The sequence below is a fragment of the Brevibacillus sp. FSL L8-0520 genome, assembly GCF_037963895.1.
GTDB lineage: Bacteria > Bacillota > Bacilli > Brevibacillales > Brevibacillaceae > Brevibacillus > Brevibacillus borstelensis.
On record NZ_CP150171.1, the window covers coordinates 3,631,728 to 3,643,905 of the forward strand.

The 12,178-nt window shown below is 53.7% G+C and carries 14 protein-coding genes; 9 read left to right on the forward strand and 5 right to left on the reverse strand.

The features are described 5' to 3' along the window. Positions 1 to 76: 76 nt before the first annotated feature. Positions 77 to 1,342: an FAD-dependent oxidoreductase gene (locus tag NSQ24_RS18135; protein ID WP_339166336.1), complete on the reverse strand. Its 1,266-nt coding sequence runs from the start codon at positions 1,340 to 1,342 to the stop codon at positions 77 to 79. 124 nt (positions 1,343 to 1,466) lie between these two features. On the opposite strand from NSQ24_RS18135, the gene NSQ24_RS18140 reads away from it, so the two are divergent. Continuing rightward, entirely contained in the window at positions 1,467 to 2,369 is a 903-nt protein-coding gene (locus NSQ24_RS18140) for a LysR family transcriptional regulator (protein ID WP_339166338.1), read from the forward strand. A 221-nt stretch (positions 2,370 to 2,590) separates the two neighbouring features. Here the strand turns inward: NSQ24_RS18140 and fabI are convergent, their stop codons facing one another. From fabI to NSQ24_RS18155, 3 genes are all read right to left on the reverse strand, one after another. After that, positions 2,591 to 3,364: an enoyl-ACP reductase FabI gene (gene fabI / locus NSQ24_RS18145; protein ID WP_003386635.1), complete on the reverse strand. Its 774-nt coding sequence runs from the start codon at positions 3,362 to 3,364 to the stop codon at positions 2,591 to 2,593. Between the two features lie 106 nt (positions 3,365 to 3,470). After that, positions 3,471 to 3,638 carry a hypothetical protein gene (locus NSQ24_RS18150; protein WP_155808021.1) on the reverse strand — a complete coding sequence of 56 codons (168 nt, stop codon included), beginning with the start codon at positions 3,636 to 3,638 and terminating at the stop codon, positions 3,471 to 3,473. Between the two features lie 75 nt (positions 3,639 to 3,713). Further along, positions 3,714 to 4,451, reverse strand: a complete 738-nt coding sequence (locus NSQ24_RS18155) for a ZIP family metal transporter (protein ID WP_003386637.1) — start codon at positions 4,449 to 4,451, stop codon at positions 3,714 to 3,716. A gap of 208 nt (positions 4,452 to 4,659) precedes the next feature. Here NSQ24_RS18155 and NSQ24_RS18160 point away from each other — a divergent pair, with 208 nt between their 5' ends. Together NSQ24_RS18160 and NSQ24_RS18165 are read left to right on the forward strand one after the other, a co-directional pair. Continuing rightward, the gene (locus NSQ24_RS18160; RefSeq protein ID WP_003386639.1) at positions 4,660 to 5,283 is read left to right on the forward strand and encodes a MerR family transcriptional regulator; all 624 of its coding nucleotides are present in this window, start codon (positions 4,660 to 4,662) and stop codon (positions 5,281 to 5,283) included. A 150-nt stretch (positions 5,284 to 5,433) separates the two neighbouring features. Further along, positions 5,434 to 6,522 (forward strand): HD-GYP domain-containing protein, encoded by a 1,089-nt coding sequence (locus tag NSQ24_RS18165; RefSeq protein ID WP_003386640.1) that lies wholly within the window; start codon positions 5,434 to 5,436, stop codon positions 6,520 to 6,522. A 149-nt stretch (positions 6,523 to 6,671) separates the two neighbouring features. Here the strand turns inward: NSQ24_RS18165 and NSQ24_RS18170 are convergent, their stop codons facing one another. After that, entirely contained in the window at positions 6,672 to 7,355 is a 684-nt protein-coding gene (locus NSQ24_RS18170) for a TerC family protein (RefSeq protein WP_003386641.1), read from the reverse strand. A 131-nt stretch (positions 7,356 to 7,486) separates the two neighbouring features. On the opposite strand from NSQ24_RS18170, the gene NSQ24_RS18175 reads away from it, so the two are divergent. From NSQ24_RS18175 to NSQ24_RS18200, 6 genes are all read left to right on the forward strand, one after another. Then, entirely contained in the window at positions 7,487 to 8,008 is a 522-nt protein-coding gene (locus NSQ24_RS18175; protein ID WP_003386642.1) for a hypothetical protein, read from the forward strand. 155 nt (positions 8,009 to 8,163) lie between these two features. Further along, complete coding sequence (locus tag NSQ24_RS18180) at positions 8,164 to 9,582, forward strand: PLP-dependent aminotransferase family protein (RefSeq protein WP_024984984.1); 1,419 nt, start codon at positions 8,164 to 8,166, stop codon at positions 9,580 to 9,582. Next, positions 9,579 to 10,319, forward strand: coding sequence for an AzlC family ABC transporter permease (locus NSQ24_RS18185; protein ID WP_003386644.1), 741 nt, complete (start codon positions 9,579 to 9,581; stop codon positions 10,317 to 10,319). The genes NSQ24_RS18180 and NSQ24_RS18185 overlap by 4 nt, the downstream gene beginning before the upstream one ends. Next, a complete protein-coding gene (locus NSQ24_RS18190; protein ID WP_003386645.1) occupies positions 10,316 to 10,636 on the forward strand; it encodes an AzlD domain-containing protein in 321 nt (106 codons plus the stop codon). The genes NSQ24_RS18185 and NSQ24_RS18190 overlap by 4 nt, the downstream gene beginning before the upstream one ends. A gap of 93 nt (positions 10,637 to 10,729) precedes the next feature. After that, positions 10,730 to 11,206, forward strand: coding sequence for a chemotaxis protein CheW (locus NSQ24_RS18195; protein WP_003386646.1), 477 nt, complete (start codon positions 10,730 to 10,732; stop codon positions 11,204 to 11,206). Next, on the forward strand, positions 11,194 to 12,105 hold the full coding sequence (locus NSQ24_RS18200; protein ID WP_003386648.1) for a M23 family metallopeptidase: 912 nt from the start codon (positions 11,194 to 11,196) through the stop codon (positions 12,103 to 12,105). Before NSQ24_RS18195 ends, NSQ24_RS18200 begins: the two co-directional genes overlap by 13 nt. Positions 12,106 to 12,178 lie beyond the last annotated feature (73 nt).

Genomic DNA, 12,178 nt, shown 5'->3' on the forward strand with positions numbered 1-12,178 from the left:
TTTCATTCTCTCAAACTTTTTTAGTAGAGTTAAATTTATTACTTACCTAACTATAACGCATTAACAGTATGTTTTTTTATAAAATCGCTTCCTGGCGGAGCAATTCGGAGCGTACCGACTGGTAGTCACTTGCGTCCTGCTGTCCGTGAAGCGCCGCTGCCACACCCGCAGCCTGTCCCGTTGCAAACGCCGTTCCCATGACACGGGCGGAAGCGAACGCCAGCGGATCACAATCGATGATCCGGCCTGCGGCCCACAGATTGCCAACGCCTTTGACCTTGAGCGAGCGGAGTGGAATATCGTAAAAAGACTTGTCCTTGATCTCATGCCAGACGTTGGGCTTTCCCGGTTCCGGGTGCAGCTCTACCGGCCAGCCGCCGCGGGCGATTGCATCGGCTTGCCGTCTCGCCTGGAGCACGTCGTCCCCGGTCAGCGTGTATTCCCCCACGATATGTCTCGTCTCCCTGATACCGATCTGCGGGCCAGTCTGCACCAAGTAGGCGCTTTCAAAACCGGGCAGGTACCTTTTGAATGCTTCCAAATAAGCCCATGCCTGCCGTCTGCCGGACAGCTCAGCCTTGGTCATGCTGCCCGCTTCCAGTCCGTTTACCTCTTCATCGCACAGGATTGCGAGTACATCCTGATTTCCTCCGGGCATGCGGACGATCGTTCCCAGCTCCTTGGTCAGCCCCTCGATTCCATCCGCTTTTCCTTTCAGAACGGCCTGCTCTACCTGCAGAGGATGAGCATGCGCGTCAGCTGCTACTCCGCCGATCCGGATCATCAGCGTGGCTGACTGCAAATGGCCTTCCGCGTTTCCAAAGATGACTTCCCCTCCCGACAGACTGGCCAGATCGCCTTCCCCGCTGGCATCGACAAAAGCGGATGCTTCAATCGTGAACATACCGGCATGATCCACGCATTGAATGGCGGAAATCCTCCCTCCGCTCGTCTCCGCTCCAATCACTTGAGCGTGCAGCAAAGGCTCCACCCCCGCTTCCGTCACACAGCGGTCCAGCGCCAGCTTGGTCACTTCGGGATCGAGCAGAACGATTACGGTTCCTGTACGCGCTGTTCGCCTCGGGCCTTCATACATGCCCAAGCGGGCGAGGTGGTTCAGGACGTTTTGGCCAACGCCGCCGACAATTTGCTCAGGCGGCTCTCCCTGCGTAAAAAAACCGCAGTAGGTCAATACAGAGCTGTGAGTCGCCGCACCTCCAAAGTACGGGTTGCGGTCGATCAGGATCGTCCTTGCCCCAGTCTGAGCCGCCCCTACGGCTGCCCCGACACCGGCCGCGCCACCTCCCACTACAGCGACATCAAAGGTAAGCTTTCTTTGCATCTGTCTGTCTCCTTTTGAGTGAATTTGATTTGTCCCAAATTTACAAAATATTTGTTTATTCGTTCAATCGATCTTTCCGATACAGTTAATAACTAGGACTAATAAATCAAAGGAGACTTGCCCTATGGAACTCCACCAGTTTGAATATGTCCTGGCCGTGGAGAAGCATCGCCATTTTTCACGAGCCGCCGAAGCAATTTCCATCTCTCAATCTGCCCTCTCCCAACAGATCAGAAAGCTGGAGGAGGAGTTCGGAATCGTCCTTTTTGAACGAACCACCCGCAGCATTCAGCCTACTCCTGCAGGCGTGGAATTCGTCCAATACGCCACGCGGATCATCGGGGAGGTAGAGCGTGTCAAGCAAGCGATGCAAGCCCACCGGACACTGGAGCGGGGGAAGGTCACGATCGGAGCCGTACCGATCCTCGGCTATCTCGGACTGACCCCCGCTATCGCCGGTTTTCGCAAGTCCTACCCCGGAATTGATCTGGAGATACGCGAAGCGACCAGCGACCATCTTCTTCAGTGGCTGCATGCCGGGGACATTGACCTGGCCCTCACTACCTTTTCCCTGCATCACGATACGGATGAACACATTCACTTCCTTCCCTTGCTTGAGGACCAATTGGTGCTGGTGACAAGCCACTATCATCCGCTTGCCCAGCGCAAAAAAATCGATTTGAGCGAAGCTGCTGGCGAGCCCTTCCTTGCGATCAAGGCAAGCCATTTCATGCGCAACATTTGTGAGCACGCATGCGAAGAGGCCGGCTTTACGCCGACCATCATTGTCGAGAGCAGTCAGGTTGAAACGATTTGCGGACTCGTCGAAGAGGGCATGGGCGTGGCCCTATTTACCCATCGGGTCGCCAAGTGCTTTCCCCGCTCCCGCATCGCCGTCGTCCGGCTGAAAAAGCCTTTCACCAAAATTACGGGAATCGCGCTTTCCCGGAACCACCTTCTCACTCCGGCAGCCAATGCATTCTGCCGCTTTTTGCAGGAGTGGCAAAAGGAGCACGAGTGGCACTGATTTCACAAGCCGCCGCGATCCAAGTGCAAAACGGATGGCAACTACCCCATAAGCGACTTCAGGCAAAAACCACAGCCAAAAGAATCTCTATGCCGAAAAACAAACCGCAAAAACGAACAACAATAAACGAACAACAATAAACGAACGGCAAAAAACAAACGACAAAAAACCCCCCGATATCGGATGAAAGTGTCCGTCGTTTCGGGGGGTGAAACTGTGTTTTATTTGCCCATGATGTTGTAGCCGGCATCCACGTGAATGATTTCGCCGGTGATTCCGCGGGACAGATGGCTCATCAGGAACAATGCCGTGTCCCCTACCTCTGATTGATCGATGGTGCGGCGCAGCGGCGCTCTTTCCTCGATCTCTTTCAGTACGCTGTTGAAGTTGCGAATGCCCTTTGCCGCGAGTGTGCGGATCGGACCCGCAGAGATGGCATTGACGCGGATGTTTTCTTTGCCCAGATCGCCCGCCAGGTAGCGAACAGAAGCGTCCAGCGCGGCCTTCGCCACACCCATGACGTTGTAATTGGGCACCACGCGCTCGCCGCCGAGGTACGTCAACGTTACGATGCTTCCGCCCTCCGTCATCAGCGGACGAGCAGCGCGGGCGACAGCGACCAGCGAGTATGCGCTGATGTCTTGGGCAAGGGCGTAGCCGTCACGGGAGGTATTGACGAATTCGCCTTCCAGCTCCTCCGTTCTGGCAAACGCGATGCAGTGCGCCAAGCCGTGAATGACGCCGACTTTTTCCTTGATTTGGGCAAAAGCGGCTTCTACTTCATCGTCCTTGGTCACGTCACAGTTGATCAAGAGCGATTCTTGTTCCAGCTCTTCCGTCAGCTTTGCCACGTTTTCGCGCAGGCGCTCTCCCTGATACGTAAAAATCAGATTGGCTCCCGCTTTGCTCAGGGATTGGGCGATTCCCCAGGCGATGCTGCGGTGGTTGGCGACACCCATGATCACGATATTTTTTCCTGCAAGCATGGTATTCATTATGTATCGGCCCCTTCCTACGTATTTCCCTGCCATTATAACCGATCTTGTCTGCGGTTACGAGCAAATTTAGGAACAAAACACGCAAAAGGGGCCAAGCAAAAGGCTACTCTCCCTGCTGCATGGCTCGAGCGAGGTCATCGACAGGGGCGGCAGCGGAATTGGTAAACGCCCAAGCCTCTTCGACGGGATTCAGCGGTGTTCCGGTTGCCGGGAATTCCGCCTGCATGTTTGCCATCTCTTCCGTATCGGACATAGGCTGTTTGTTCTCCACGTTTCCTTCTCTCCTTTCGAAGATCGATACATGCTGCAAAAAGCATGTTCTTAGACTAACAAGCAGGAAACGTGTTTATGCATGCAGGTGCGCATTGCTGTGAAAAAATGTCATCAGCAAAAGATAAGCCACCATCCCGGCAAAAAAGAACAGTCCCTGTCCTCCTTTTCGCTCGTGGAGGATAAACGGCACCAGATGGCTGGCCGAGACGTAGAGAAAAACGCCTGTTGTCAGCGCCATCATCACAGGGACCCAGCCTTCTTGCAAAAAAGGCTCCGCGATCTGAAAACTCAGGGCCCCTGCCAGAGTAGCCGCCCCCAGCCCCGCCGCTCCCCAAAAAGCCTTTTTCCGCGAACGCGTGACAGCCAGCAGCAAGGAGGCAACGGTTACCCCATCCGGCACTTTATGCAAAAGCATGGCAAACAGCACGGACCATCCCAGTCGCTCGTCCATCCAGAAGCTTGCCAAAATCGAGATTCCCTCCACATACGAGTGAAGCAAAAATCCGGACAAAACTCCGATGATCCGGGCTGACCCCATCGCTCTCGTGTTATTTTCACCCGCATGCCCCATCCAATCGAGCAAAAACAAGCAGGAAAAGCCAATCAGGACAAACGGCATCACCCGCCCGCTTCCCACATGCAGTGTATGGGGAAGCAAATCAAGCAGGGTAATCGCCAGAAGCAAGCCCGCTCCTGCGCTGATCATTGCAAAGAGCGACTTTTCGGACCATGACCGCAAACAGAGCAAAAACCCGCCAATGCTGCTTGCCGCCGCGGCACTCAGCAGGACGACAAGGATGACTGGCTGCATGAGACCGCCTTCCCTTCTACCGGGTGTATCCCTTCCATTCTACGCGCCTGTCCGGGTCATTATGTGTCTCGACAAAGTGCGTCAGCCTGTCCGAATTAGCCGAATTAGCACTAGTTTTTAGAACCTTTGTCGACAAGCTTTTTCCGGGAAAAAATGGTGCTATAATGAGGCCACCGGGAATACCTGAAGGGGAAAAGGAGTGATTCGAATGGATGTGCAAGTTTGGATGGCTTCCAAAGAAGTCGCAGATCGATTGGATGTTCATGTGCGGACGCTGAGAAATTGGCTGGAAATGTTCGTTCCGGCTCAGGAGCGGCTGAAAAATCCGCAGGGTCACTACCTGATCAGCGAGGCTGGATTTGCCCTGCTGAGTGAGGTGAAGCAGAGAAAAGACGAGGGAAACCACTCTTTGCGCGAGATACAGCGACAAATGATAGAGGAAGGCAAAATTCCGGAGTGCATGGCTGCGGAAAGCGAGGTGGCTGCCGCTGACGGACAGGCTCTGTCTGTTTCCGGGCCAAATGCGCTTTCGCACTCCGTACAGGAAATGGAAATGACCGTATCGGAGGCCATCGTCCAATTTCAGCAGGAGCTGGCCCAGCTCTCTACGATGAACCAGCTACAGTCCACCATTCTGCAAAAAATGGCCGACATCGAGGAAATGCAGGAGTCTCTGCGTCTTGAAATGAGGCGGGTCACCTTTGAAATGGACTTGATGCAGCAGCGGTTGACACGCAGAAAGGAGCGGCTGGACAGGCATCAACCCCGCTGGTCTCTCAATCCCTTCCGCTGGTTTACTCGTTCAGACCGCAATCTGACAGCCGGACAGTAAAAAACACGTCTTTTTTCACGGATAAAAAGTCCTCCTTTTCTGACAAACAGGTTTCGAACACCCTGTCTTTTGTGCTATATTTTTACTATTCAAACTGGTTCTTCTTTCAGAACTTTTTGTATGTAAGCCAAGAGACAGGAGTCCTCATTTGTGAGAAAAGTAAGCATCCACTCTGCAAAGCCGGGAGAAATCATCGCCAAAACGATCTTTTTGGAAAATGGCAATGTCCTTTTGGGAAAAGGTGTCCAACTGACGGATCGGTACATTCAGCGCCTGATCAACATGGGTATTGATATTCTCTATATCGAAGACAAGCATACAGATGACATTGTCCCGGAAGACGCCATTCGAGATGAAACGCGCAAACACGCAGTCGATGCCGTCTACGCCACCATGACCGGCTTAATGGAGAACACCGTCCTGAAGCGGCGCACCTCTGTCCCTGATTTGGGACTTGCCTTTCAAAAGGTTTTTGGCGAAATCCTGACTGATCTGAGCAGCCGCCGCGACATCCTGGTCAACCTTTGCAGCCTGCATGTCTTGGACGGGTACTTTTTTCATCACGCCGTCAATGTGTCCGTGCTCGCCGGAATTATCGGGCTGGCCAAAGGGTACAACCAGCAGCAATTGATGGAGCTGGGAATTGGCGCGCTTCTGTTTGATATCGGGATGACCCAGCTGCCAAAAGAATTATGGAACAAGCGGACGAGGCTGAATGACGAGGAGAAGCAGCGGATCCGCTATCACACCGAGGATGGTTTCAATTTGCTGCGGAACCAGTACAACATCTCGCTCCTGTCTGCCCACTGCGCTCTTCAGCATCATGAACGCTACGACGGAACAGGCTATCCGCGCCAACTGGCCGACAAGCAAATCCATGAATACGCGCAAATAGTGGCGATCGCAGATGTGTTCGATGCTCTGATTTCGAAGCGCCCTTACCGGGACAGCTACTCTCCGAGCGAGGCGATTGAGCTGCTGTTTGCTGCCGGGAACAGCATGTTCGATCTGGAATTGGTCAAGCTGTTTTTGCAGCATGTCGCGATATATCCGATCGCCTCGACTGTCACTCTCAATACTGGGCAGATCGGTGTCGTGTCTGCAGTGAACCCGTTGGCTGTAAACCGGCCGACGATCCGGATTCTCCGGGAAGCAGACGGCTCTCCCGTGGCCGCGCCCTATGAGATGGACCTGTACAGCAAAGACTTCATGAGCATTACGATTGTCGATTCGGTGTGAGCAAGGAAAGACTGACAGCTCTTTTGTCGCCTTGAACAATGCCGGTGCAACTGTCTGTGCTGGTACGCATTACATATTGCAGCATTCCAAGAAAATACAAAAAAGCTGGGCTCCACGTCCCAGCTTTTTCTATTTTGCAGCCACAAACATCAGGCCTGCTCTGCCGGTTTACTGCCGCCGCTTCGCTTTCGCTGAATAAACCCGAGCACTAACACGGCCGCAACGATCGCTATTTTGATCGCTGTCTCCACTCCGCTCAGCCCTTCTACCCAGTGCTTTACCACTTTTTCCTCAAAAATCATTTTGGCTGCCGCCCAGGCTAAAATGCCGGAGCCGATGTAAACGAGCCAAGGCAACCGTTCCATAGCCTTCAGGATCAGCTGGCTTCCGAAAACCATAATGGGAATGCTGATGACAAGACCCAGAATGATCAGGACCAGATCGCCGCCAGCCGCTCCCGCAATCGCCAGCACATTGTCCAGTCCCATCATGACGTCTGCAATCACGATCGTCTTGACTGCCTGTACGAGGCTGTCGCTTGCGCTGATCTGTTCCTCGCCGTCATCCTCGAGCAGCAGCTTGTAGCTGATCCAGACGAGAATGAGCCCGCCGATCAGGTACAGATAAGGAATTTTCAACAAGTAAACAGCAAGTGCTGTCGCCAAAATGCGCACAATAATAGCCAGACCGGTCGCCCAAAAGATCGCCTTTTTCCGATGCGCCGGCGTCAGCTTTCGACAAGCGATGGCAATCACGACTGCATTGTCCCCGCTCAATACTATGTTAATCGTAATAATAAGCAACAGTGCCGAAAAAAATCCTGCATCCAACAATGCCTGCGCCCCCCTGTTGGTGAGTAGTGTGCCACGTTTGCCGGGTAAAAAAACAATCCCTATCCTATGCCTGTCCAGGGTTGTTGTCAACCTCTTATTTCAGTATGATGGTAACGAGGAGGGTTGTCGAAATGTCGAAACAATTCGTTATCGAAGCGATCATGTTGGCCATCTACGGGGAATTGATGGCTCCTTCGCAACCTGCAGATTATTATATCCCTTCGTCGACAATCTACGAGCTGGAAGAGTTCATTCATAGTCCCGAACCGATTATGCCGGACCCAGACGATGATTTTCACGTGCGAAGGGTAATGCGAGAGATGAGTCAGTTTTTTGACGATCCGTTTAACCGCAAACGACTGGAAAAAGGGTTGATCGCTCCCTGGTCGACGATTCCCTTCACATTTCCGAACGGTGTCACGCTGCATGTGGTAAAGGTGGATGACAACGAGATGTGGGGCGAACTGTTTGATCCGGTGGAAACACAGCTGCTGCTTACCGCGATGCGGTTTGAAATTCCACTTGTCACAGACCAGCCTGATTTTCAGGACCGCATTCTGGAATACGTCGTCCCCGTCCAATTTTACGATATTGACGACTTTGAATTTGCGTTGGAACAAGGCATCTCTTTACATGAACTGCGGGACCCGTAAGGACTGTCCGCTGTCAAAGCGAAGCGCACAAAACCGGCACAGCCACTGGCCTGACCGGTTTTTTGGCTTTTTATAGATTGAAAATTGGCTCTTTTATTTATTTTTGGAAGAGCGTATAGTATTGAGCAATAGACTGGTGAAAAAGAGGCGACAGCATGGGGCGCAAAGCACTTTATACAAAGATCTACAATCAATTGCGCTATCAAATTTTAAGCGGGGAGCTGGCAATTGGCTCCCCTTTGCCTCCCGAGAGAAAGCTGGCCATGCAGCTCGGAGTCAGCCGCAACACGATCGTCAGGGCTTATGCAGAGCTGGAGGCGGAAGGGATCATCGCCAGCAGGATGGGCAGCGGACGTTATGTGGAGGCTCTTACTCCCGCCCCCGCGAGGATCGACTGGCATTATCACACGCTCGGCACGCTCGCCCCTGCTCCCTCTCACATGGCTGAGCTTCTGGGCGTAACGGACAAATACCCGGATATCATCAACTTTGCCCATGGCGATGGCGGCAAGCACACCCTGGAATCGTCGGGCTTCCCCGATTACGTCAAAAGTACGGCAGAGCAGCTTCACTCCTACTACTTCACCTCTGTCCAGGGGCTGCCGGAACTTCGCGAGCATCTTGTGAGCTGGATGGACATGGAACAGATTTCCTCGCCGGAGCAGGTGGTCATCACCAGCGGCTCGCAGGAAGGACTCTACCTGATCGCTTCGCTTTTAGCGCGTCCTGGCGATCTCGTCTTGACGGAAATGCCCACCTACTTCGGCTCGCTGCAGCTTTTTCAATCGCTCGGGATGCAGGTTGTCCCGGTCCCGATGGATGCGGACGGCCTGCGGGTAGATGTACTGGAAAGGATCTTGAGCCATTGCCGGCCGCGATTTCTTTACACCGTCCCAACCTACCACAACCCGACCGGATGGACGATGTCGGCCATCCGGCGCAAGCAACTGCTGGCTTTGAGCGAAAAATACGGGCTTCCCATCGTGGAGGACGATGCCTACCGTCACCTCCATCTCGACAAAGAACCCCCGCCCGCCTTAAAAGCGCTGGATCATTCGGGCCATGTCGTATATTTGAACACGTTCTCGAAGCTGCTCTTCCCCGGACTGCGGATCGGATGGGTGGCGGCCAACCGCAAATTGGCCCAACTGCTCACCCGGATGAAGGAGCTGTCTATCACTACAAATACGCTGGGCCAGCTCGCTCTGGCTGCATACCTGCGAAACGGCGCTCTACGGCCGCATCTGGAAAACGCTCGCTTGCAATACAGTGAACAGGCGGCCATCATGGAAAGTCATCTGGACCGCTTCAGCCCGCTGGGAATTCGGTATGAGCGACCCAAGGGCGGGTTCTACTTCTGGGTCTCCCTGCCGGAAGAGATCAACCCGCGCAAGCTGATGGCCAGATGCCTGGAGCGAGGCGTTTCCTTTACCTGCGGCGACATGTTTCTCTTGCGGGAGGCCGAGCAGCCATACATCCGTCTCTGTTTTACCCATGAGCGCTCGGAAAAAATTGATCGAGGCATGAAAATCATTGCAGAGGTTCTGCAACAAGGAAAGGAGCTGCAAATATGAAAAACGCATCCCCCTCAACGTCCAGTTGGAAGGAAGGCCTGATCGACTCTTTGCCGATCACCGCCAGCTACATCATTTACGGAGCCATCTTTGGAATGCTGGCCGGGCAGGCCGGTCTTACCTCTTGGGAAAGCATCGCGATGTCTGTGCTTGTCTACTCCGGAGCTTCCCAATTTGCCGGCAGCTCGCTCATTGCTGAACAGGCAAGCGTCTGGGCCATCATCTTGACTACTTGTCTGTTAAACCTGCGCCACTTTCTGATGGGCTTGTCAATCTCGCCTCATTACCAGCGTTTTTCCACTGCTCAAGTAAACGGGCTCGCCTTTTTTCTCACGGATGAGCAGTACGCGCTCACACTCAACCGTTTTCGCCACCGCGAAAGCGATGTTCCATATATTCTCAGCGTCAGCGTTGCCCTTTACGCAGGCTGGTGCGGCGGTACTTGGATCGGAACGGCAGCGGGCGCCTGGATACCCGATCCGGCTTCGCTCGGACTCGGCTTCAGCTTTACGGCCATGTTCCTCGCCCTCGCCTATTACCAGCTATCGTCGCTCCTGCGCATTTTTGCCTTTTTGCTGTGCGGGGCGGCGTCTGTTTTCCTGTCGTTTGTAGTGCCAAATGGCTTGCCGGTTTTGATCGCCGGATGCCTCGCCTTTGCCATCGGGTATTTCTGGCCGACACAGGAAGACGGAGATCAGACTGCCGCCGAAGAGACGAGAGGAGTTGAATCCGCATGACGACACAGACCCTTTTGCTGTTTCTGGGGATGGGCGTGCTCACCTATATTTCGCGCAGGGCGTTTCTCCGCCTGCCCAGCAAGCATTTTTCACCCCGCTTAAAAAACGGTCTCAGCTTTATTCCTTTGGGCATTTTTGCGTCCCTCATTTTTCCTTCTCTGTTTGTGCAGTCCGGCAGCTTTGTCATTCAGCCCTTGCTGCTGATCGCCAGCCTCGTCTGTCTGGGTGTTATGGCCCTCAGCAAGAATGTATTCCTCAGCTTTGGCGTAAGCCTCGGGCTCGTCGTTGTTGTCTCGCTGGGTCTGTTTTCCTGGTAAGGCACGGAGTTGAGAAAAATTCCCTCCCGATCCCGTTTGACCGTGGTACAATAAGGGTATAGATTGCAAAAGGATTTCGGGAGGGACCAGGTAATGGAAACGGTGAAACTACACGGAGAAACGGACTGGAACACAGAAGGAAGCACGGTTCATTCCATTCTCTTTCAAATGGGAAAAGAGTACTACGGCTTACCGATTTCGTTGGTAAAGGAAATCATCAAGCCTTTGCCCGTGACCCGTTTTCCCAAGTCTCCCCCATTCGTCGAAGGCGTGATTGACCTGCGCGGGCGCATCCTGCCGATCATCAACCTGCGGACGATGTTTGGCCTGGAGCCGCTTCCGCTCACGGAAGAGAGCCGGTTTGTCGACTTGCAGCTGGACGGGCTCGATATTGGCATTGTCGTCGAAGCGGTCTCAGAGGTCATGCACATACCGGCATCGCTGATTGAGCCTGCTCCTCCGATCGTGAGTGGAGTCGATGGGAAGTTTTTGAACGGGATTGCCCGGGTGCAAGATAAATTGATCATGCTGCTCGATGTGGACGAGATCTTCTCCACATGGAAAAAGTAAAAATGACACGGAAGAAATCGTCTTTCTGCTACACGCCGGAACAGCTCCCTCTCGCCTTTCTGCAGGGGGAATACGAGCAGATTTACGCGCAGACAAGCCCCGCTTTTCGCAAAAGAGTCTCTGCCGCTGAGCTTCGCTCGCTGGGAGAAGACTTCCACCGCGGTGTAGATCGCTACAAGCTGCAATCTACCATACTTCTGGAGCACGCGAAACGATATGTCTGGGTAGACGGATCGGGAGAAAAGGGATTGGCCGCTGCCTTTGACGAGGAGGGCACGATCATCTCCCTCGTCATTTTGCACCTCGAGACACATCCGGAGACTGACAGCATGCTTACCCGTACCGTGTTCGTTCCTCCGTTTGCCGGAGAGTGGCTCACGTACTGGGGAGGCCATAACGAGCTGGTCAATTATCATTACGCCTATCCGAACCAACGATACGCCTTTGATTTCCTCGTGATGAAAGAAGGCCGCACCTTTACGGGCGACCCTGCGGCAAATGAGAGCTATTACGCGTTCGGGCAGCCGATCCTCGCACCGGCCTTTGGAAAAGTCGTAGGAGTCGTAAGCCATATACCAGACAACACTCCGGTCGGAACGGTAAACGAGACACAGCCTGCCGGCAACCACGTCATCCTGGAGCACGAAGCTGGCGAATACAGCCTGCTTGCCCATCTCAAGCAAGACTCTGTCTGCGTCGAGGTCGGCGATTGTGTGCAGCCGGGCGATTTGATCGGGCTCTGCGGCAACTCGGGAAATTCCAGCGAGGCTCACCTTCATTTCCAGGTATCTGATTCTCCTGTTCTTTTAAGCGGACACTCGATACCGGTCCGCTTTCAGGACGGACGACGGATCGTACAGGGGCAGTTGGTATCGGGCCCGGACCGGCGAAGCGAATAAAAAACAGGCGAAGCGCCGGACTCCGCCTGTTTTTGCATGTTCGTACATTTTTTCTTTCTCCGTCAGAGTTGCG

Bases quoted from the DNA above. Each gene is read 5' to 3' on its own strand.
- NSQ24_RS18175 (WP_003386642.1), top strand. From the start codon at position 7,487: ATGTCGAAACAATTCGTTATCGAAGCGATCATGTTGGCCATCTACGGG.
- NSQ24_RS18195 (WP_003386646.1), top strand. From the start codon at position 10,730: ATGGAAACGGTGAAACTACACGGAGAAACGGACTGGAACACAGAAGGA.
- NSQ24_RS18200 (WP_003386648.1), top strand. From the start codon at position 11,194: ATGGAAAAAGTAAAAATGACACGGAAGAAATCGTCTTTCTGCTACACG.
- NSQ24_RS18185 (WP_003386644.1), top strand. From the start codon at position 9,579: ATGAAAAACGCATCCCCCTCAACGTCCAGTTGGAAGGAAGGCCTGATC.
- NSQ24_RS18155 (WP_003386637.1), bottom strand. From the start codon at position 4,451: ATGCAGCCAGTCATCCTTGTCGTCCTGCTGAGTGCCGCGGCGGCAAGC.
- fabI (WP_003386635.1), bottom strand. From the start codon at position 3,364: ATGAATACCATGCTTGCAGGAAAAAATATCGTGATCATGGGTGTCGCC.
- NSQ24_RS18140 (WP_339166338.1), top strand. From the start codon at position 1,467: ATGGAACTCCACCAGTTTGAATATGTCCTGGCCGTGGAGAAGCATCGC.
- NSQ24_RS18180 (WP_024984984.1), top strand. From the start codon at position 8,164: ATGGGGCGCAAAGCACTTTATACAAAGATCTACAATCAATTGCGCTAT.
- NSQ24_RS18190 (WP_003386645.1), top strand. From the start codon at position 10,316: ATGACGACACAGACCCTTTTGCTGTTTCTGGGGATGGGCGTGCTCACC.
- NSQ24_RS18135 (WP_339166336.1), bottom strand. From the start codon at position 1,342: ATGCAAAGAAAGCTTACCTTTGATGTCGCTGTAGTGGGAGGTGGCGCG.
- NSQ24_RS18160 (WP_003386639.1), top strand. From the start codon at position 4,660: ATGGATGTGCAAGTTTGGATGGCTTCCAAAGAAGTCGCAGATCGATTG.